Source organism: Cedecea colo (assembly GCF_011808225.1).
Taxonomy (GTDB): Bacteria; Pseudomonadota; Gammaproteobacteria; order Enterobacterales; family Enterobacteriaceae; genus Dryocola; species Dryocola colo.
Window position 1 is genome coordinate 113,619 of the sequence record NZ_SOYS01000009.1, and the last position, 19,098, is coordinate 132,716.

A 19,098-nucleotide genomic window follows, 5' to 3' on the forward strand; every position below is an offset into this window, starting at 1 on the left:
ACTGATTTTTATGCTCGGGTGGACGAGATGAGCAAAAACTTTGCCTTACGCTCGGGCGCATATGCGATTGCAGGTCAGCCACTCATGGCGTTAGCCAATAACAGCGGTTGCTATATCGCTGGCTATTTCGAAGAAACCAGGCAGATTCATATCAAAAATGGCGATAAAGTGATTAATTATATTATGAGCAACAATCGTCCTCTTTCTGGACACTTCGACGGACTTTCTGCCGGTATTAATGACAGCGAACGAGCCACCGAGGCCGGTAATCTACCTGCCAACGTCAACCCGACGTGCAGCGTATTCCGGCACGAATAGCAATCGATAAGGTGTCGAGAGGTATAGAGCTAATTACCGGGGCACGGCAACGATAAGCCTTAGCAATAATAAATAAGATGAGATGCAAATACGATTTAAATAAAAGAATAATAGCCTGTTCACACTGACTGCTGGCGATATAAGAACGTAATGCGCTCATCGAATTAAAAAGTATCCTGGGACATAGGGCCCTGGAAAGATAATCCTGTCATGTTGCCACCTTTTGTTTGTAAAAACAAATTTATGATATATCAAGGTTATTTTGCAATCAGCATCAGGTTTTTTTAAAACAGCCGTAGGTGGCAGAAATACGAATTACCGTTATGAGGGGGAATAAACTAAGGGACAACCGTTTAACCAGGAAACCATTTTGTAAAACCCGGTTCTACTGCTTATGCTCTTCTCGCAATTTAGTAAGATGTGATGTCAGCAGTGCGCTTTCATCTGCTGACAGTCGACGCAATATGTCTGCGGCATGGGTGGCGACAATCTCATAAGCTTTGCTGTAGGCGTCTTCAACGGCATCCAGTCGCCGAACCATACAGGCACGCTTATCATTGGGGCCGGGAGTTTTTGTACCCATCCCTTATTCACAAGTTTCTCTACTGTCCTGCCAATGGTGTTTCATAGACAATTATCCAGATTAAATTTGCTTTATGATTGATTCAGGCTAATTAATATACGTACATCCGCTGAATATGAAGCTGCCTTCCTGGGCAGCTTATTCAATTAAGGTTCAAAAATCAAAACCCGTATTTTTTCCAGTTTCCCCAATTGAGGGTCAGATTTTTTTCTGCCACAGGGAGAACAATGCTGCAACGACTGCAATAATGGCAAGATATAAGAATCCATCCTGAATGCTCATCATCTTTGATTGACTAAGCACCATCTTCTGAATGAGCCCCAGAGATGCCTCTTTGAGCTCTTCATTCGAAAATAAAACCAGATGTTCCGAAAGTTTATTCATGGCTTCCTGAAAGGCAGGATTATCAGGTGTTATGTGGTCCGCCAGGCGACTGTAATGTAACGCTTCCCGATCCTGTTCAATCATAATGACTGAGGCGGTTGAAAAAGAGTAGGTAAGCTGCTTAACGATATTTTTGAATCTGTAACTATGATTATAATCTTCTTCGTTGAAAAGTTTGAATGCGCTCCCGCCTACGGGAAGAGCAATTGTCAGAAGTAATCCCCCTCGCAGAAATAGAGGTATAAGCAGCCACCCTTCACTGACATCCGGCGGCATTTTAATCATCCACAGGCAAATTACGGCAGCAGTGAGGCAGCCTGGAATTATCATGTATTTCTTATTCGTCACCCTTGCCGCAAAGCGAAAATAGACGAAAAGTAATGACAGCGCGAGTAAAGATGTTCCTCCAACCAATAAGCCAGCATTCTGTACAGGATAGTTCAGCCCACTTTCAAGCATTCTGGAAATGAGATATCCCATTGAGTTGTTGATGTAATAATAAAACATATACATCACCAGACCCGTTCGGAAGAGATCGGTGCTGAATGTATGCAGGTTAAGTAATGGCCGCGGATGCTGCCACTGATGAAAGGCGAACCAGCCAATCGCTACGATGCCAAGCCCGGTAAGCAGAGGGATAAGGGGTGTTGAGCTGAAGTGTTCAAACTGTACCTGTTGCATCGCTGTCTGTAGCGAGACTACCGCCCCTGTAAAGATAATATAGGGCCAGAAATGAGCTTCACCGTATTGTTCTGGTGGTACTTTTCCTCTTTGCGGAACAGAGTAAAATACCAGCAAAGCTATAAGCACGCCGGCTATAGACATAACGGTGAAAGGAGCCTTCCATCCCAACGCGCCAATAAGATAGCCACCTACGAGGGGTGCAGAAGCGCTGGAAAGTAAGATACAAAACAGAAACAGACGCAACGCCAGTCCTCTGGTTTTACCCTCCAGCGTCGTCTGTAGCATGATACGACAGATACTCAGCATAGGCCCCATGCAATAACCCTGAATAGCGCGCAATATCGCCAGTTCACTGGAAGACTCAGCAAAACAGATTGCAAGTGAGGCAACACTGAATCCCAGCAGGCACAGGATCAGGTATCCTTTGTAGCCAGTTCGCTGTACCAGCCATGATTGCTGGAGTATTCCTAATACCGACGTTACAGCATATAAACTCGTTGACCATACCAGTTCATCTGCAGACGCATTGACTCCCCCGGCGATGTAAGAGGCAAAAAACGAAAAGAACGCGCTATCAAAGAATTCCAGTCCTACACATAGAGCGATAGCTAACGAATAAAGTATCAGTTGGGATAGCGCAGGTTCGTTATGACAGGAAGTAGACACACCAGTTGTTATCATTTTAAAACTTTAGTTATTTTGTGCTTAAAACGAGCAGAGAGACGTTCTTTTGCAAGGGATTCGGAAGGTTCACCAGCGATGCGCCGGTTCAGATAATCAAGATCGCCAAGCAGCTCCTTTTTCACTTTTTCAGCCTCCCGAATTTCCCGACGCCCTGATTCAATACGTTCAGAGACAACAACCAGCTTCATTTCGATGGCTTTAGCTATCTGACATAACGTTTCCTGACTGTATCCGGGAGCTCCGGATTCATTCTGTTCAATGGGACGAGCGAGGATCTCCTGGATAGTGCCAAGAGAAAAACCCAATGAACGTAAACGGATAATACGCTGAAGTCGTTCAAGATCGCCTTCACTGTAAAGTCTGTACCGGCCTTTACTACGCTCCGGAATTACCATACCGAGCTCTTCGTAATACTTTAGTGTCCTGTGAGTGACACCAAGCCGTGTTGCAGCATCGTTGATGGTTATTGTTGAATTATCGTTAATGGTAAAGCCCTCCAAACATGTACGCATGGAATATATACGTACACGTACACCTCTGCAAGCGATAGTCCTTTGTCCGTATCCCGAAAAAGACACATTCACTGGAGCGATAGATGTAAAGCTTAATCCCCGGAATGGGAGCGCCCTGAAAACTCCCGCGCTTTAAAGATAGCGTTGCATTGACCCATTGAACTCACAGCGAGAAGCGAACATCGAGCCCAAAAATCGTCAGGTACAATTTTCTCATTACCCGAACACGCACAAAACTGACCGCTGAATTTGGATACTGCGGTCAGTTTTTATGTCTAACCGCTTCAATGATCACGTTAAAGGCAGCCGAAGACTTCAGCCGACTGGTGTAATACAGATAATATTCCGGGAAGGTGATAGTGAAGTCATCCAGCACGGTGAGCAGACGGCCGGAAGCGATATCATTCTGCACCAGTGCCTGCGGTAAATAAGCAAACCCATAGCCATCAAGACAGGCCTGGTGAACCTGATTAATACCGTTAACGATAATCTGCCCTTTTACCCGCAACTTTTGCTCCTGTCCGTCAATTAAAAACGTCCACGACAAATTCTGGCCATGTGTGGGTAACTGCAGATTGATACACGGCAGGGCAAGTAATTCTGTTGGGGTTTCAGGAAAATCCTGCGTGGGGAGATAACGAGGTGATACCACAACTACCATACGGTGTTCCGCGCTAATCGGAATGGCAACCATATCCTGCGCGATCAGTCCGCCTCGTCGCACGCCGGCATCAAAGCGCTCTCTGGCAATATCAACCAGGCCATAATCGGTGATGAGTTCAAGATGAATATCGGGAAAATTCCTCAGCACCGGCGCTAACTTCGGCCACAGAACCTGCTGAATGGCATATTCGTCGGCAGAAATACGAACCCTGCCCGCAGGTTTATCCCGCAGGTCAGACAGCTGCTCCAGACCATCCGAGATTTCTTCGAGTGCCGGGCCAATAAGCTGCGCCAGACGCTCCCCCGCTTCCGTTAGCGTCAGGCTTCGGGTGGTGCGATTCAGCAATTTTAGCTGCAGGCGTGCTTCGAGGTTACTGATGGTCTGGCTCACTGCAGACTGGGACGTTCCTGATTTTACGGCTGCCCGTGTAAAACTCCCTTCCTGAATCACCGTCAGGAATGTGCTGAGATCGTTGAGGTTCTCTTTCATTATATTAATAAGCTACGCTAATAACTGTCATCGGATTATCTATACTAACCAAAAGAGTTGTCCCCTCCTATCATGACTTCACCGAAACACTGGTCTCGATTCCGGGAGAAGAAAATGATGAAATCCATTCGCTTTACCAATGCAGAAATCGATATGGCGGGGAATCTGTTCCTCCCAGAGAATTTCAATGAAGCAGAACGCTACCCCGCCATTGTAGTCGTCCACCCAAGCGGCGGCGTTAAAGAACAAACTTCAGGCCTGTACGCTCAAAAACTGGCAGGTCATGGTTTTATTACCCTGGCCTATGATGCTTCGTATCAGGGGGAAAGCAGCGGTGCCCCCCGCCAGCTCGAAAACCCTTACAACCGGGTAGAGGACATCAGTGCGGCTATTGACTATCTGGTCGCACAGAACTGCATTGATGAGCAGCGAATTGGTGTTCTGGGCATCTGTGCGGGAGGCGGCTACGCCATTCACGCGACCATGATGGATCGCCGGATTAAAGCGCTCGGTACCGTAAGCGCCGTTAACTATGGTGATATGTATCGTCTTGGCTGGGAAGGCGAGCTGCAACCTTCATCGTCCCTTGAACCGCTTGAGATGGCTGCGGATCAACGCACTGCCGAGGCCAGAGGTGCTGCCACTGGCTATCTGCCAACGACACCAAACTCCCGGGAAGAGGCGCCAAACAGGGATTTTGCCGAGGCTTACGAGTATTACCGTACGCCCCGGGCGATCCACCGTAATGCCCCCAGTAAATTCACTACCCGCAGCCTGGCGCAGCTTATTACCTACGATGCATTCAGTCATGCTGACGTTTTTCTGACGCAGCCATTGCTGGTCATTGCGGGTAGCGAGGCGGGAACTCGCTGGATGACGGAAGCGATTTATCAGCGCGCCGCCAGTCAGAAAAAGACAATTCATATTGTTAATGGCGCCACCCATATCGCCATGTATGACAAGCCTGACTATGTGGCGGAAGCGACAGACAAGTTTGCTCCTTTCTTTTCTGAAAACCTGTAATTCCGTCCATTGCCTGCGGGGTTTCCCCTGTCCGGGCAGCAACTGACCAGAGAACAGCAGCATGAAATATACTCTTATCACCGGAGCCAGCTCAGGGATCGGTAAAGCTCTTAGCTATCAATTCGCATCCCGTGGCCGTAACCTCATTATCACCGCCCGCCGTCAGGACGAGTTGCACAGACTCAAAAAGGATATTGAAAGCAAATATGCGGTGCAGGTTATCGCAAAACCCTGCGATCTGGCGCAGGAAGGCCAGGCGGAAAACCTGTATCGCCAGCTTGATGATTTCGATCTCTCTGTCCTGATCAACAATGCCGGTTTTGGCGATTTCTCCATGCCCTGGGATATGGATTTAGCCAAAGCAACCCGGATGCTGGATTTGAATATTAAGGCCCTGACCACGCTCTCCCTGCTGTATTCCAAGGACTATGCCGATCGCGAGGCTACGCTAATTAACGTAGCTTCTGTCGGCGGTTATACGATGTTTGATATTGCCGTCACTTATTGCGCCACCAAGTTCTTTGTCGCTGCGTTTACTGAGGGGCTTGCACAGAATCTGCAGGATCAGGGCAAAAATATGCGGGCCAAAGTGATAGCTCCGGGACCTACGCAGAGTGAATTTGTCGTCCGCTCTTCCGACAACGGTGGGATCAATGGCGATGGTCTGTTCGCAGAGGATTCATTTATTACCGCGGAAACCCTGGCAGCTTACACATGGCAACTGTATGACAGCGACAGTACGGTGGGCATCGTCAATGCTGACCGCCGCTTAATGCTTAAGCCACCTGTCTATCCTTATATCAGAGTCCCGCACTGATGCGCAGGGCATCCCAATAAGCTTGAGGAGTCACACTATGTCTCATGAGCAATCCGTTACCTTCAGGAATAATACCTGGCAGATTGCAGCCACAATCCGCTTTCCTGACGGATTTGATGCAAACCAAAAATACCCGGCCATTGTCTGTGCTCATCCTATCAGCAGCTGTAAAGAACAGACATCAGGCGCAGTCTACGGTCAGAAACTGACCGAAGCAGGTTTCATTACACTGGCATTCGATGCCTCCACGCAAGGTGAAAGTGGCGGCGAGCCACGCTTTAGCGAAGATCCCTCAATCCGCGTGGAAGATTTCCGCTGCGCAATCGACTACCTTGTGACCTTATCCTATGTGGATGAAGATCGCATTGGGGTGTTAGGGGTCTGCGGCGGAGGCGGATATGCCGTCAGCGCCGCAACGACAGACCACCGCTTCAGGGCGGTTGCAACCGTGGTTGCTGCCAACTACGGGCGCGTCATGCGTGAGGGGGATTCGGGGCCTGATGCCGCACTCAGAACGATTGAAGCGCTTGGAAAACAGCGTACTGCTGAGGCCCGCGGAGCCGCTCCGCTCATAGTGGGCTACATCCCGGCCAACGCTGAGGAACTGGCCAAATCGGGCATCAAGGATATCGATATCATTGAGGCGGTAAATTATTACACCACTCCCCGAGGGCAACAGCCAGGTTCACCCAACAAGCTGCGCTTTACCAGCACCGCTCCCACATTAAACTGGGACGCTTTTGCCTTTACGGAGAAATTGCTGATACAACCGCTGCATATTGTTATCGGCGACGTTCCTGGTGGTTTTGGTTCATATCGCGACGGATATGAACTCTACCAGCGTGCCCGCTCCGCTGAGAAAACGCTTCAGGTAGTGAAAGGTGCTTCCCACTATGATCTATACGATCGTCCGGAAGCGACGTCTGAAGCACTGGAGCAGCTTATCCCCTTCTTTAATAAGTATTTAGGAACGTAGATGGTTTAACCGTTTTATATATCCTGCCTTCCTGCACGCCAGGTTATGTAACTCATGGCCTGGTTTTAAACTTTTGCATCCTCTTATATGCGTGCGGGATGAATTATATTATTTGTTGTCTTTGAGGAGAATTATCTAAGCTGTGGCTCATTGCTTCAGAAAATAATCAACGCTGTTTGTTTTTAACAAAATTCACTGATACCACATTAAATAGCATATTTACTGTTCTACCGATGCGCGTTTCTGGTACTAAGTCGACTAACCCAAGTGGCATGCCGTCTGCTTTGAGCGAGGAGCGGAATTTCGAAATTGTTCTCACCGCCAGTTATTCCTGACTATAACTGGATCATATTTGAGTCAGGATCATAAAAGGCTCACCAGCGGAAGCGGTGAGCCTGCATGCTTATTAGCGTATCACGCTAACATTTTGCAGTTTCACCGAAGTTTCAGGTTTATCAGCCACTTGCATAGCGACCGGGACAAAAACGTTGAATTCTTGCAACCAGGCGAGCTTGCTACTGCTTTCCCTCTGCCCTTCATTCGTTTCATGACACTCAACTAATAGATACTTCCCACTTAACTCAGGTGCAATGCTATTTGCGTTCCCTTCCTCCGTTACGCCGCAGCGTAAAGTTGCAGCAGTCACTTTCTTGTTGGCATCAATACTGTCCCATTGTGCCTGATATCGCTGACCTTTCGCTAACGGGAAATGCATATCTGTCTGTAGCTTGTTGAGCAGTGAAGCACCACTACTGATGGACATGGCAAACTTCAGCTGTAGCTGATTAGCTAGTGTTAAACGTTGCACGGTCCAGATACCATATTCTTCCAACTTGCGAATATAACCATCCGGTTGTACATCCAACTGTACTTTGACCTTCCCGAACGCGCTGGCTTCGGTATAACGAATTTGTTTAAAGCGCGGAAGTGCCCATGGTTTGATTAATGATTGTGCCTGCTGCTCAATTCCAGCGGAAAGGGAGTATTTATTCAGCCATTGCGGATTGTTGTTACTCAGATCGGGCATTGTGGGCCCCATCAGCATTGATGCTTTTTTGTTATCGGCAGGTACAAAGTGCCCTTCGGCAGTGAACATTTTGCCTGCTGGTAAGCGGCATAGCTGCGCGAAGCGTTGCGCCTTTTCAGAGCTAATATTGAAGCTACTCCTGCGGCGAGCAATATCAGCAGTAATAAGTGAGTCCGTAACACGCCCCTCGCTGTCGAAGTTCATTGCAGCGACAGCGTCGGCCTGATGGGTTTTACAGTTATATAAGTAGTGTTCGATTTTTAATACCAGCGGCGCGTCGTAAGGGGGTTCCCAGATGATATCTGCAAAGTCATATCCCATGCGTACCGATAAAATATCGCCATTACGCTGAATGCTATTAACATCGACAAGATCGGTAATGCCGGTTGTAGAGGTGGTTGATAATCTTTCCCATCGCGCCTCCTTTATCGGTAGCTGGCAAACCGTACGGATATCATCTGCCGACATATGCTTATCATCCTGTGCTGGCGCATAACGGAGGTAGCTATTGCCGTAAAAGCGGGCTTTGGTGAACCCCTCCTCGTTCAGTAAGTCCTTGTACAGAAGCTGTGCCTCGCCCTGCTTACAATCAACGGAACGCCATTGCTGAGCTGTTTTTCCGTTATTGACGTTTAACGACATCATGTAATTCACACGATCGTAGATTCTGGTTACAGACAAGGGGTTAGTGCCACCACCTATCACTGCAGCTTTATCTGCAGCCTGAACGAAAGAAAACGGCAAGAGAGATAGAAAGAAAAGTGGGCGGATTAAAGGGCGTACGCTGTACATATATGTTCCTTCATATATTGATTAAGAAATTAAGGTATCGGCATCAAGAGTAAATTTTTAGTCTGACATGAAATGCACTTTATAGATAAATATCGCGTGAGGTTAGTGATGGCCAATCCTGGCACACCGGAGACGTGCAGGTCCATCATTACTCCAACTTTGCTGGCGGAAGCAATTTTTTTGCTTCGAGAATGAGCCTTTCAATCTCTTCCAGAGGGATACTTCCTTCGTAGCATGAAAAAAATAACTCGTGCAAATACTGCATGTCGATTATACATCATGACCGCAGCCGCAGCAATTCTCACAACCGCAACCACAAATATAAATATTATCTCTGCACTCTCGTTTATCTTGGTTTGAATCAACTGATGTAATAAGCTGGTTATATTCGGTATCACCTTGACACTCAGCGATAGTATTTTCAGTTCGTGAGAAGTAATTATCTTTTAACCCTGCACTTTTTGTCAGCAAGGGGGCTTGGGGAGAAGGAAAAGCGAGGAGATATCTGTAGCCTCTCTGCTGATCCCTGTGAACTTCTTATATTGCGTTTGAATATTATTAGAGATATTTATGGTTTTTCTCTTTTTGGAAGCTTTGTTATAACTCATTTCTCCTCTCCATTAATAATTGTTAAGATTATATTTCATATTTGTTGAGTAAATATTTCTTACATGGATGCATTCCTTACGGATGTCAGATAAGGCTATGGATTATAGTCGATTACATATATAAAATTAACATTTTATTTTGTAGGCCTACTACGTGTAGGTTTGCAAGTAAAAGTAAATAACAATCATTCTCTTTTTGACAGGGAGGAAAGCGAGATGGAATTTGCTACCAAACTTTTATAGATGCTGACGAATATCTTTTTACAAGTAGAGATAACACACCGTTGGAGTTTACGAAAATAGATACATCTGATTCCGCAGTATCAACTACATATTGTCCAGAAATTATAAATCATGATAATAATATCTTAAGCAATGCACAAAGGATCTTTTTAAATAATGGTGAATTTTACTATTATGGCTACGTGCATGAAGAATTGCGACATAATGAAAAAAAATAACAATAAAAAAATTTTGAAATTGACATTAAAGTTTATCATGATGATTATTTGGATGAAGTTTTAAAAACAAAGGATAAAAGAAATATTAACAAAGAGCCTAATAATCTTAAGTGGCAATATTTTTATTATCGTGACGCTTTTTCTGAATTGGGACCGAAAAAAGTATTCGGAATGCATTCTAGTGCAGTTGGAATTCGCTCGGGCTCGATACCGAACGTTAAAAATATCAAAAACGACACATTCTTCTTTGCGATATTGGATTTACTCGCACAGTCTTTACTAATTATAATGGATAATCATCGTGATTTCAATTTGGTTATTTCCGTGACGAGGGGAATAACCCCATATAATAGCAATGCCATGTACTATAAATTAATCTATGATATCTTAAATCATAAGATTTTGGCTAAAAAACGTATTAGAGAGATACTCGAGCATAAGAAAGCTGAGCAACCACATTATAATGAAATGCTGCATTCTGAAGGTTTTCATATTGATGAAGATTTGTCTTTTTACTTATATGAAGTGGGCTTTATAAAGCAATCAGAAACATTGTTGCGTAGTGTTGAAAATAATGAATTTAGAACACAGATGACTTCATTTTATCTAAAAAACATCGAGTCAATGAATCATGGAGAAGGTAATGAGCGTTAAAAAATTATACTTTATATCCAGACCGTCCCCAACTCCAGGCCGGTCTCCGCTTCATGGGGTTGGAGGTGGTCTTTTCGGTCATTACAAGGTAGACGGTTATATTTCCGCCCTCAAAAAATATTTTGATTTAGCTGACCTTGATTGGGTCATCCTGGATGACGACACTGAAGCCGATATTGAAAAACTGATTTCACAGAATGCAACGTTACTTGTTTGTGCGCCAAGTCTGCGTTTTCAGTTTTTTAGCAATGGCTTCGATAAAAATAGAATAAACCATCTTAGTACAATGGATTACGCTTTAAATAACATTAATCCTGTAGTAAATAAAATAAAGGAAATATGCAATGAAAAATGAACACACGGCATTATTAAAAGAAATAACTGATGAGGCGGAATTAATAACAATTTCAGATGGTGCTGGTTCTGGGCAATGGGAAACCGGTGCTTCTGGTGTATGGGCTGGCATAATGGGAGGTGGGGAGGTATCAGGGAAACGTAGTGGGACAGAGTTCCTGGAAGAAAACGTATTTTAATTAGTCTTGGCACAGTCAAACCAATGGTAGATGGACTAGATCTGATATCATGGGTTATGAGTTCTGCTTATGAAGTGGATGCGGAATTTATTTTGCAACTGGCAAACAATGCGCGTACTGAATTGCGTGAACTGCCATCAAATGTACGCCTGGTAGACTGAATCCCTATGGGGATATTTCTCAATGGAGCCGATGGGTTTATTCATCATGGCGGAGCAGGTAATACCATGACAGCCCTTCATTGCGGGATGCCGCAAATTGTGTTTGGTGAAGATACTGGTATGTCATTGTTTTTTCAACGTTAGCGTTTTTATGAATGACTGCAATTATTGTCTGTATCGTTATGTAATCATTTCGTCTAAAAATCTCATTAGGATTATGCTTAAGTAAACTTCTTCCTCCCATAAAATATGCTGATTCTGTCATAGATTGACTTCAATGCTTGCGCTTAATTTTTACACCCTTTATTAAAAATGTCAGCTTCACACCCTGGCGGCCTCACTTTTTGGTGGAACACGAAGTAGATCACAACCTTCTATGCCTGTCTTTATTTATGGGGGACCGTCAGGCTCCCAAACCCTTTCTTGTTATTCAGATAAAAAAGTGCCGACCACAGCCAGCACCCTGGCCACTATCCCCGCTGCGCCGTCAGTTCAGCAATCCTTACAATCACCGCCACCGCTTTCTCCATGCCTTCCAGCGTCACAAATTCATGCTTGCCGTGATAGTTATAGCCGCCGGTGAACAGGTTCGGGCACGGTAAGCCTTTAAAAGACAGTTGCGCGCCGTCGGTGCCGCCGCGGATGGGTTTCATGATGGGCTCGATGTTGCAGTCCAGCATGGCCTGTCGCGCTACGTCAACAATATAAGGATGCTCCGCCACCTTCTCGCGCATGTTGTAGTAGCTGTCTTCAATAATAAGTTCGATATAACAATCCGGGTGCAGGCCTTTGCCCACCTTCTTCGCGATTTCCATCATTTTGCCTTTACGCGCTTCAAACTGCTCGCGGTCAAAATCACGAATGATGTAGTGCATTTCCGCTTTATCTACCGAGCCTTTAATGCCGTGCAGATGATAAAACCCTTCGTAACCCTCGGTGCTCTCCGGGCTTTCGTCCGTAGGGACTTCCGCATGAATGCGTGCTGCCAGCGACAGGGCGTTAACCATCACGCCTTTCGCCGTGCCCGGATGCACATTGTTGCCGACGATTTTGATGGTCACTGAGGCGGCATTGAAGTTTTCGCATTCCAGCTCGCCAACGCCGCCGCCATCAACGGTATAGGCCCAGCGGGCGTCAAAGGCTTCAACGTCAAAGAAATCCGCGCCCTTACCCACCTCTTCATCCGGCGTGAAGGCCACGCGTATATCGCCGTGGGGAATGTTTTTTTCCTTCAGCACCGCCAGCGCGGTCATAATTTCCGCAACGCCTGCTTTATCATCGGCGCCTAAGAGGGTTTTGCCGTCGGTGGTGATAAGCGTCTGTCCCAGCAGTTGATGCAGCACCGGGAACATCACCGGCGATAGCACTTCGTCGCCGACACCAAGCGCAATATCCCCGCCGCGATAATTTTCCACAATTTGCGGATTAACGTTTTTGCCGGTGAAATCCGGCGCGGTATCAACATGAGAGATAAAGCCAATGGCCGGTACGGTTCTATTAATAGTGGACGATAATGTCCCCATCAGCGTACCGTAATCGCTCAGGGTGATGTTCACCAGGCCCAGCTCTTCCATTTGCTCTTTGAGCAACTTTAAAAGTTTCCACTGCCCTTCGGTGCTCGGCACCTGTTTGACGCCGGGCTTAGACTGAGTATCCACGCAGACATACTGCAAAAAGCGCTCAAGTAATTTTTCCATCAGGCTACCCTCATTTTTTGTGACGCTATTATCAATAAGCCGCTGGCGGTAGATATTGTTTCAGGTCACTTTTAGTCCGCTGCTGCTGAAAATAGTCCTAATCTGATACCCTGGTGATAAACATAGTTGAAATACAGGCACATCGGTGCATCAACAATTGGCGATTTTCAGTCTTTGCCGTAGAATGCCAGCCCTTATTGAATGTGCCGAACCTCAAGGTGGTTACTCACAAACCCCGCATCGATGAGTCATTTGATGCGTTATTTATGGGACAGCGTAAAAAATTGAATACACAGCTTCGTTTGCTCTCACCGCTGGTGCGCCTTGCGGGGGTAGGTAAGAGCTTTGATGGTAAAAACGTTATTTCTGATTTCTCTCTCAGCATCAATAATGGTGAATTCCTGACGCTGCTCGGCCCTTCTGGCTGCGGCAAAACCACAGTTCTGCGCCTGATAGCCGGGCTGGAAAATGTCGATACCGGCATTATTTCGCTTGAAAACCAGGACATCACCCACGTCCCGGCGGAACATCGCCACGTCAATACCGTCTTCCAGAGCTATGCCCTGTTTCCCCATATGACCGTTTTTGAAAACGTCGCCTTTGGTCTGAGGATGCAGAAAACGCCTGTCGCGGAGATTACGCCGCGCGTGACGGAAGCGCTGAAAATGGTGCAGCTTGAAGCGTTTGCTCAACGCAAACCTCACCAGCTTTCCGGCGGCCAGCAGCAGCGCGTGGCGATTGCGCGCGCCGTGGTGAATAAACCGCGTCTTCTGTTGCTTGATGAATCTCTCTCCGCGCTGGATTACAAGCTGCGCAAGCAGATGCAGAATGAACTAAAAGCGTTGCAGCGCAAGCTCGGCATTACCTTTGTGTTTGTTACCCACGATCAGGAAGAAGCGCTGACGATGTCCGACAGGATTGTGGTGATGCGCGACGGCCGCATTGAACAAGACGGCACCCCGCGTGAAATCTACGAAGAGCCAAAGAATTTGTTCGTTGCCAGCTTCATTGGCGAGATCAATATCTTCGATGCCACCGTTATCGAACGTATTGACGCGCAGCGCGTGCGGGCAAGCGTAGAAGGCCGCGAGTGCCATATTTTTGCCGACCTGCCGGTGGTGGCCGGGCAAAAGCTTAACGTCCTGCTGCGCCCGGAAGATCTGCGCGTTGAAGAAATTAACGACACAAGCGACGTCGACGGCCTGATTGGCTACGTGCGCGAACGCAACTATAAAGGGATGACGCTGGAATCGAGCGTTGAACTGGAAAACGGCAAAATGGTGATGGTGAGCGAGTTCTTTAACGAGGACGATCCGGACTTCGATCACTCGCTCGATCAGAAAATGGCCGTCACCTGGGTTGAAAGCTGGGAGGTTGTACTGGCTGATGAAGAGCTCGCGTAAATTCCAGAATGTGGCGATCGCCACCGTTGTAGGCTGGCTGGTGCTGTTTGTATTCCTGCCGAACCTGATGATTATCGGCACCAGTTTCTTAACGCGTGACGATGCGAATTTTGTCAGCATGGTCTTCACGCTGGATAACTACACCCGCCTGGCCGATCCGCTCTACGCCCGGGTGCTGCTACATTCGCTGAATATGGCGCTGATAGCCACCCTCGCCTGCCTGATATTAGGTTATCCCTTTGCCTGGTTCCTTGCCCGCCTGCCGGAGCGCGTGCGTCCGCTGCTGCTGTTTCTGCTGATTGTGCCGTTCTGGACCAACTCGCTTATCCGTATCTACGGGTTGAAAATATTTCTCAGCACCAAAGGCTATCTCAATGCCTTTCTGCTGTGGCTGGGGGTTGTCGATACGCCCATCCGCATTATGTATAGCGAAAGCGCGGTCATTCTCGGGCTGGTCTATATCCTGCTGCCGTTTATGGTCATGCCGCTCTATTCCAGCATCGAGAAACTGGACAAGCCGCTGCTGGAGGCGGCGCGCGATCTTGGGGCCAGCAAGCTGCAAACCTTCGTGCGTATTATTATTCCGCTGACCATGCCGGGCATTATTGCCGGCTGTTTACTGGTGATGCTCCCGGCAATGGGCCTGTTTTACGTTTCCGATTTAATGGGCGGCGCGAAAAACCTGCTGATTGGTAACGTGATTAAGAGCCAGTTCCTGAACATTCGCGACTGGCCGTTTGGCGCAGCAACCAGCATCACCCTGACGCTGGTGATGGGCTTTATGCTGTTGATTTACTGGCGTGCCGCCAGGTTGCTGAACAATAAGGTGGAATTAGAATGACGGGTCGCCTGTTCCGTGGCGGCTTTATGACCGCCATCTATGCATATCTCTACATCCCGATAATCATTCTGATCGTTAACTCGTTTAACGCTTCGCGCTTCGGCATTAACTGGCAAGGCGTCACCACGAAGTGGTACAGCCTGCTGATGAATAACGACAGCCTGCTTCAGGCGGCCCAGCATTCTCTGACCATGGCCGTCTTTTCTGCAACGTTCGCCACGCTGATTGGCTCGCTGACTGCGGTGGCGCTGTATCGCTACCGCTTTCGCGGCAAGCCCTTCGTCAGCGGCATGCTGTTTGTGGTGATGATGTCGCCGGATATCGTGATGGCGATCTCTCTGCTGGTGCTGTTTATGCTGCTGGGCGTTTCGCTCGGCTTCTGGTCGCTGCTGTTCTCGCATATTACCTTCTGCCTGCCTTTCGTAGTGGTAACCGTCTACTCACGCCTGAAAGGTTTTGACGTGCGGATGCTGGAAGCGGCAAAAGATCTGGGCGCCGGTGAAATAACCATTCTGCGTAAAATTATTCTGCCGCTGGCGATGCCTGCCGTCGCGGCAGGCTGGCTGCTGAGCTTTACCCTGTCGATGGACGACGTGGTTGTTTCATCGTTTGTGACCGGGCCAGGCTACGAAATTTTGCCGTTGAAGATTTATTCGATGGTGAAAGTCGGCGTGTCGCCCGAGGTGAACGCGCTGGCAACTATTCTGTTAATTCTGTCGCTGGGCCTGGTTCTGGCCTCCCAGCTCATCCTTCGTGATAAAACTAAAACTCAGGGGACGTTTAAATGAAACCATGGTCACGCCACCTGCTTGCTGCGGGTGCACTGGCGCTGGGCGTTAGTAGCGCGCATGCCGACGACAGCAAGACGCTCTACTTCTATAACTGGACCGAGTACGTGCCGCCGGGCCTGCTGGAACAATTCACCAAAGAGACGGGCATCAAAGTTATCTATTCGACCTACGAGTCGAATGAAACCATGTATGCCAAGCTCAAAACTTACAAAGACGGCGCCTACGATCTGGTCGTGCCGTCGACCTACTTTGTGGCGAAAATGCGCAAGGAAGGCATGATCCAGAAGATCGACAAGAGCACGCTGACCAATTTCAAAAATCTCGATCCCGAGATGCTGAACAAGCCGTTTGATCCAAATAACGACTACTCCATTCCGTATATCTGGGGCGCAACCGCCATTGGCGTGAACAGCGAGGCAATCGATCCGAAGACGGTGACAAGCTGGGCGGATCTGTGGAAGCCAGAATACAAGCAAAGCCTGCTGCTGACCGACGACGCGCGTGAAGTGTTCCAGGTAGCGCTGCGCAAGCTGGGTTATTCCGGTAACACCACCGATCCAAAAGAGATCGAGGCGGCTTACCACGAGCTGCAAAAATTGATGCCAAACGTTGCGGCGTTTAACTCCGATAACCCGGCCAACCCGTATATGGAAGGTGAAGTGAATCTGGGAATGGTGTGGAACGGTTCCGCGTACGTTGCGCGCCAGGCCGGCACACCGCTGGACATCGTCTGGCCGAAAGAAGGCGGCATTTTCTGGATGGATAACCTGTCCATCCCGGCGAATGCGAAAAACGTTGACGGCGCGTTGAAGCTGATTAACTTCCTGCTGCGCCCGGACGTGGCAAAACAGGTTGCTGAAACTATCGGCTATCCAACGCCAAATCTTGCAGCCCGCAAATTGCTGCCGAAAGCAGTGGCGGATGATAAAACGCTGTATCCCGATGATGCCGTTCTGAAAAACGGGGAATGGCAGAACGACGTGGGCGACGCCAGCGCGATTTATGAGTCGTACTATCAGAAGCTGAAGGCGGGACGTTAACGCTGATGAGCGGTGGATGGCGCTGCGTTTATCCGCCCTCAGTCTTTCTGTAGGGAAGTTAAATCTGCGCCATCCGTCCTACTTGCAAAGCCCTTTCAATAACCTTTCCACGTACTCTGGCACCACTTCGCTTGCCAGTCCGTAATGCTTCTCTTCGAACTCGCTGCCAACCTGGCTGGGTTCAAGGTTCAGCTCAACGGTATGCGCTCCCTGTAAGCGGGCCTCGTGCACAAATCCTGCTGCCGGGTAAACGTGGCCTGAGGTGCCGATGGCGATGAAGTAATCTGCCGTCGCCAGCGCCTGGTAGATATCGTCTAAGCCCTGCGGCATTTCACCGAACCAGACAACGTGCGGACGCAGCGGTGCGGAAAGCTGGCAGCAGTGGCAGCGATCTTCTCGCGTTACGTCGCCCGTCCATTCCAGTATCTGACCGCTTTGCGCACAGCGCACCTTCAGCAGCTCACCGTGCATATGGATGATATTTTTATTGCCCGCGCGCTCGTGCAGATTATCGATATTTTGCGTTACCAGCAGAAAATGATCGCCCAGCTCTTCTTCAAGCTTCGCTAATGCCAGGTGCGCGGCGTTCGGCTGGATTTCAGCCTGCTGAAGCTGCTGGCGGCGGGCGTTATAAAACGCCTGCACCAGGTCGGGATCGCGGGCAAATCCTTCCGGCGTGGCAACATCCTCCACGCGGTGTTCTTCCCACAGGCCATCCGTTGCACGGAAGGTACGGATCCCCGACTCAGCGGAGATCCCGGCGCCTGTCAGTACCACTACTCTTGGTTTTTCCATCGCTTCGGGTCCGGGTATATCTCTGAAAAAAACACGCTGGCGCAAACGCTGGCGCAGCAGACGTTTAGTTTTGCGAAACCGGCTTAGCCGGTGTTGACGACGCGATAGCATATTTTACTCCGTGAGATGGAGGAACGCAGCACCGCGCATGCCTCCGGCATCGCCATGACGCGCAGGTTCAATACGCGGCACGTTGGCAACCGGCAATAAATATTTTGGCAAACGTGCCGGCAACTGCTGATAAATCTCAGAAAAATTCGACAGCCCTCCGCCAATGACCACCAGATGCGCGTCCACCGCGGTAAGCAGGTTGCCAAGACAGACGGCCAGCAGTTCGAGGAAGCGATCGACGTGTGCGACCGCCTTATCATCTCCTGCGTAATAGCGGGTGACGATCTCTTTTGATTCGAGTGATTCAGAGTAGAAGTGTTGGTACAACCATGCAAATCCGCGCCCGGAAAGATAGTTTTCGATACAGCCGTTCTGGCCGCAGCCGCAGCGCGTCAGAGGTATATCGCGCCCCAGCACGTTAAGCGCGTCCACCGGCAGGCGGGTATGACCGAATTCACCGGTGATATAGTTGCGCCCCGTGATGGATTTGCCGTTCACAATAATTCCGCCGCCCACGCCGGTGCCAAGGATTAATCCCATCACCACCGGATAGCTGCGGAATTCATCGTCCCAGGCTTCGGAGAGCGCAAAACAGTTGGCATCGTTATCAAGGCGTACTTCACGCTCCAGCAGCGCGGTGAGATCGGCCTTTAACGGCTTGCCGTTCGCTGCGGGGACGTTCGCGGCGTACAGCGTGCCGTTATCGGTTACCGGCATGCCGGGGATACCGATGCCCACGCAGCCTTTGATACCAAAACGGCTATCGGTCTCCTTCACCAGAGAGCCGATAGCCGCTAAAAAGTTTTCGTAGCTGTCGTGCGGGGTGGGAACGCGCGTTTCCCATTGCAGCCGACGTTCCCTGTCATAGACGCCAAGCGCCATTTTCGTGCCGCCAATGTCAAATCCGTAATACATAGCTGCTCCCCTTTATCCCGTCATGCTTCGAGTTGCAGAGACGCTGGCGGCAGGAGCTTACCCAACTTCAGTAAGCGCCTGGGGACTCGTTCCCTTGCCGCCTGGCTACAACTCGAATTATTTAGGGTAATAATT

The 19,098-nt window shown here is 48.7% G+C and carries 18 protein-coding genes and 1 pseudogene; 12 read left to right on the forward strand and 7 right to left on the reverse strand.

Annotated features, from left to right (window positions below):
- Nucleotides 1–27 precede the first annotated feature (27 nt).
- Nucleotides 28–318, forward strand: coding sequence for an HlyD family secretion protein (locus E2L00_RS17340; RefSeq protein WP_167613866.1), 291 nt, complete (start codon nt 28–30; stop codon nt 316–318).
- Between the two features lie 781 nt (nt 319–1,099).
- Here E2L00_RS17340 and E2L00_RS17345 read toward each other — a convergent pair.
- The 3 genes from E2L00_RS17345 to E2L00_RS17355 form a co-directional block, all read right to left on the reverse strand.
- Nucleotides 1,100–2,635: an MFS transporter gene (locus tag E2L00_RS17345; RefSeq protein ID WP_201279475.1), complete on the reverse strand. Its 1,536-nt coding sequence runs from the start codon at nt 2,633–2,635 to the stop codon at nt 1,100–1,102.
- 11 nt (nt 2,636–2,646) lie between these two features.
- A complete protein-coding gene (locus E2L00_RS17350) occupies nt 2,647–3,153 on the reverse strand; it encodes a MerR family transcriptional regulator (protein ID WP_201279476.1) in 507 nt (168 codons plus the stop codon).
- A gap of 274 nt (nt 3,154–3,427) precedes the next feature.
- Complete coding sequence (locus tag E2L00_RS17355) at nt 3,428–4,318, reverse strand: LysR family transcriptional regulator (protein WP_167613872.1); 891 nt, start codon at nt 4,316–4,318, stop codon at nt 3,428–3,430.
- 114 nt (nt 4,319–4,432) lie between these two features.
- Between E2L00_RS17355 and E2L00_RS17360 the strand changes: the two genes are divergently transcribed.
- From E2L00_RS17360 to E2L00_RS17370, 3 genes are all read left to right on the forward strand, one after another.
- Nucleotides 4,433–5,341: an alpha/beta hydrolase gene (locus E2L00_RS17360; RefSeq protein ID WP_201279477.1), complete on the forward strand. Its 909-nt coding sequence runs from the start codon at nt 4,433–4,435 to the stop codon at nt 5,339–5,341.
- A gap of 61 nt (nt 5,342–5,402) precedes the next feature.
- Nucleotides 5,403–6,158, forward strand: a complete 756-nt coding sequence (locus E2L00_RS17365; RefSeq protein ID WP_167613874.1) for an SDR family NAD(P)-dependent oxidoreductase — start codon at nt 5,403–5,405, stop codon at nt 6,156–6,158.
- Between the two features lie 37 nt (nt 6,159–6,195).
- Complete coding sequence (locus tag E2L00_RS17370; RefSeq protein WP_167613876.1) at nt 6,196–7,134, forward strand: alpha/beta hydrolase; 939 nt, start codon at nt 6,196–6,198, stop codon at nt 7,132–7,134.
- A 406-nt stretch (nt 7,135–7,540) separates the two neighbouring features.
- Here E2L00_RS17370 and E2L00_RS17375 read toward each other — a convergent pair whose 3' ends face one another.
- The gene (locus E2L00_RS17375) at nt 7,541–8,953 is read right to left on the reverse strand and encodes a hypothetical protein (RefSeq protein ID WP_167613878.1); all 1,413 of its coding nucleotides are present in this window, start codon (nt 8,951–8,953) and stop codon (nt 7,541–7,543) included.
- 1,117 nt (nt 8,954–10,070) lie between these two features.
- Between E2L00_RS17375 and E2L00_RS17380 the strand changes: the two genes are divergently transcribed.
- The 4 genes and pseudogenes from E2L00_RS17380 to E2L00_RS17395 form a co-directional block, all read left to right on the forward strand.
- A complete protein-coding gene (locus tag E2L00_RS17380; RefSeq protein ID WP_167613880.1) occupies nt 10,071–10,676 on the forward strand; it encodes a hypothetical protein in 606 nt (201 codons plus the stop codon).
- Nucleotides 10,666–11,031 (forward strand): nitrogen fixation protein NifS, encoded by a 366-nt coding sequence (locus E2L00_RS17385; RefSeq protein ID WP_167613882.1) that lies wholly within the window; start codon nt 10,666–10,668, stop codon nt 11,029–11,031. The genes E2L00_RS17380 and E2L00_RS17385 overlap by 11 nt, the downstream gene beginning before the upstream one ends.
- Complete coding sequence (locus E2L00_RS17390) at nt 11,021–11,209, forward strand: hypothetical protein (RefSeq protein ID WP_167613658.1); 189 nt, start codon at nt 11,021–11,023, stop codon at nt 11,207–11,209. The genes E2L00_RS17385 and E2L00_RS17390 overlap by 11 nt, the downstream gene beginning before the upstream one ends.
- Nucleotides 11,176–11,481: pseudogene (locus tag E2L00_RS17395) on the forward strand (glycosyltransferase); the annotation flags it as partial. The gene E2L00_RS17390 and the pseudogene E2L00_RS17395, both read left to right, overlap by 34 nt.
- 359 nt (nt 11,482–11,840) lie before the next feature.
- Here the strand turns inward: E2L00_RS17395 and pepT are convergent.
- Nucleotides 11,841–13,067 carry a peptidase T gene (pepT, locus tag E2L00_RS17400; protein ID WP_167613884.1) on the reverse strand — a complete coding sequence of 409 codons (1,227 nt, stop codon included), beginning with the start codon at nt 13,065–13,067 and terminating at the stop codon, nt 11,841–11,843.
- A gap of 266 nt (nt 13,068–13,333) precedes the next feature.
- Here pepT and potA point away from each other — a divergent pair, with 266 nt between their 5' ends.
- The 4 genes from potA to potD are packed head-to-tail and all read left to right on the forward strand — an operon-like array spanning nt 13,334 to nt 17,142.
- On the forward strand, nt 13,334–14,470 hold the full coding sequence (gene potA / locus E2L00_RS17405; protein WP_167613886.1) for a spermidine/putrescine ABC transporter ATP-binding protein PotA: 1,137 nt from the start codon (nt 13,334–13,336) through the stop codon (nt 14,468–14,470).
- Nucleotides 14,454–15,311, forward strand: coding sequence for a spermidine/putrescine ABC transporter permease PotB (gene potB / locus E2L00_RS17410; RefSeq protein ID WP_167613888.1), 858 nt, complete (start codon nt 14,454–14,456; stop codon nt 15,309–15,311). The genes potA and potB overlap by 17 nt, the downstream gene beginning before the upstream one ends.
- On the forward strand, nt 15,308–16,099 hold the full coding sequence (gene potC / locus E2L00_RS17415) for a spermidine/putrescine ABC transporter permease PotC (protein ID WP_167613890.1): 792 nt from the start codon (nt 15,308–15,310) through the stop codon (nt 16,097–16,099). Before potB ends, potC begins: the two co-directional genes overlap by 4 nt.
- Nucleotides 16,096–17,142, forward strand: a complete 1,047-nt coding sequence (gene potD, locus E2L00_RS17420; RefSeq protein ID WP_167613892.1) for a spermidine/putrescine ABC transporter substrate-binding protein PotD — start codon at nt 16,096–16,098, stop codon at nt 17,140–17,142. The genes potC and potD overlap by 4 nt, the downstream gene beginning before the upstream one ends.
- Nucleotides 17,143–17,220: 78 nt before the next feature.
- Here the strand turns inward: potD and cobB are convergent, their stop codons facing one another.
- Together cobB and nagK are read right to left on the reverse strand one after the other, a co-directional pair.
- Nucleotides 17,221–18,048, reverse strand: coding sequence for a Sir2 family NAD+-dependent deacetylase (cobB, locus tag E2L00_RS17425; protein ID WP_167613894.1), 828 nt, complete (start codon nt 18,046–18,048; stop codon nt 17,221–17,223).
- 3 nt (nt 18,049–18,051) lie between these two features.
- The gene (gene nagK / locus E2L00_RS17430) at nt 18,052–18,963 is read right to left on the reverse strand and encodes an N-acetylglucosamine kinase (RefSeq protein WP_167613896.1); all 912 of its coding nucleotides are present in this window, start codon (nt 18,961–18,963) and stop codon (nt 18,052–18,054) included.
- Nucleotides 18,964–19,098 lie beyond the last annotated feature (135 nt).

Coding starts and splice junctions, on each gene's coding strand:
- E2L00_RS17355 (WP_167613872.1), bottom strand. CDS start 4,318: ATGAAAGAGAACCTCAACGATCTCAGCACATTCCTGACGGTGATTCAG.
- E2L00_RS17360 (WP_201279477.1), top strand. CDS start 4,433: ATGATGAAATCCATTCGCTTTACCAATGCAGAAATCGATATGGCGGGG.
- E2L00_RS17365 (WP_167613874.1), top strand. CDS start 5,403: ATGAAATATACTCTTATCACCGGAGCCAGCTCAGGGATCGGTAAAGCT.
- potC (WP_167613890.1), top strand. CDS start 15,308: ATGACGGGTCGCCTGTTCCGTGGCGGCTTTATGACCGCCATCTATGCA.
- potB (WP_167613888.1), top strand. CDS start 14,454: ATGAAGAGCTCGCGTAAATTCCAGAATGTGGCGATCGCCACCGTTGTA.
- E2L00_RS17375 (WP_167613878.1), bottom strand. CDS start 8,953: ATGTACAGCGTACGCCCTTTAATCCGCCCACTTTTCTTTCTATCTCTC.
- pepT (WP_167613884.1), bottom strand. CDS start 13,067: ATGGAAAAATTACTTGAGCGCTTTTTGCAGTATGTCTGCGTGGATACT.
- potD (WP_167613892.1), top strand. CDS start 16,096: ATGAAACCATGGTCACGCCACCTGCTTGCTGCGGGTGCACTGGCGCTG.
- cobB (WP_167613894.1), bottom strand. CDS start 18,048: ATGCTATCGCGTCGTCAACACCGGCTAAGCCGGTTTCGCAAAACTAAA.
- E2L00_RS17370 (WP_167613876.1), top strand. CDS start 6,196: ATGTCTCATGAGCAATCCGTTACCTTCAGGAATAATACCTGGCAGATT.
- potA (WP_167613886.1), top strand. CDS start 13,334: ATGGGACAGCGTAAAAAATTGAATACACAGCTTCGTTTGCTCTCACCG.
- E2L00_RS17385 (WP_167613882.1), top strand. CDS start 10,666: ATGAGCGTTAAAAAATTATACTTTATATCCAGACCGTCCCCAACTCCA.
- E2L00_RS17390 (WP_167613658.1), top strand. CDS start 11,021: ATGAAAAATGAACACACGGCATTATTAAAAGAAATAACTGATGAGGCG.
- E2L00_RS17340 (WP_167613866.1), top strand. CDS start 28: ATGAGCAAAAACTTTGCCTTACGCTCGGGCGCATATGCGATTGCAGGT.
- nagK (WP_167613896.1), bottom strand. CDS start 18,963: ATGTATTACGGATTTGACATTGGCGGCACGAAAATGGCGCTTGGCGTC.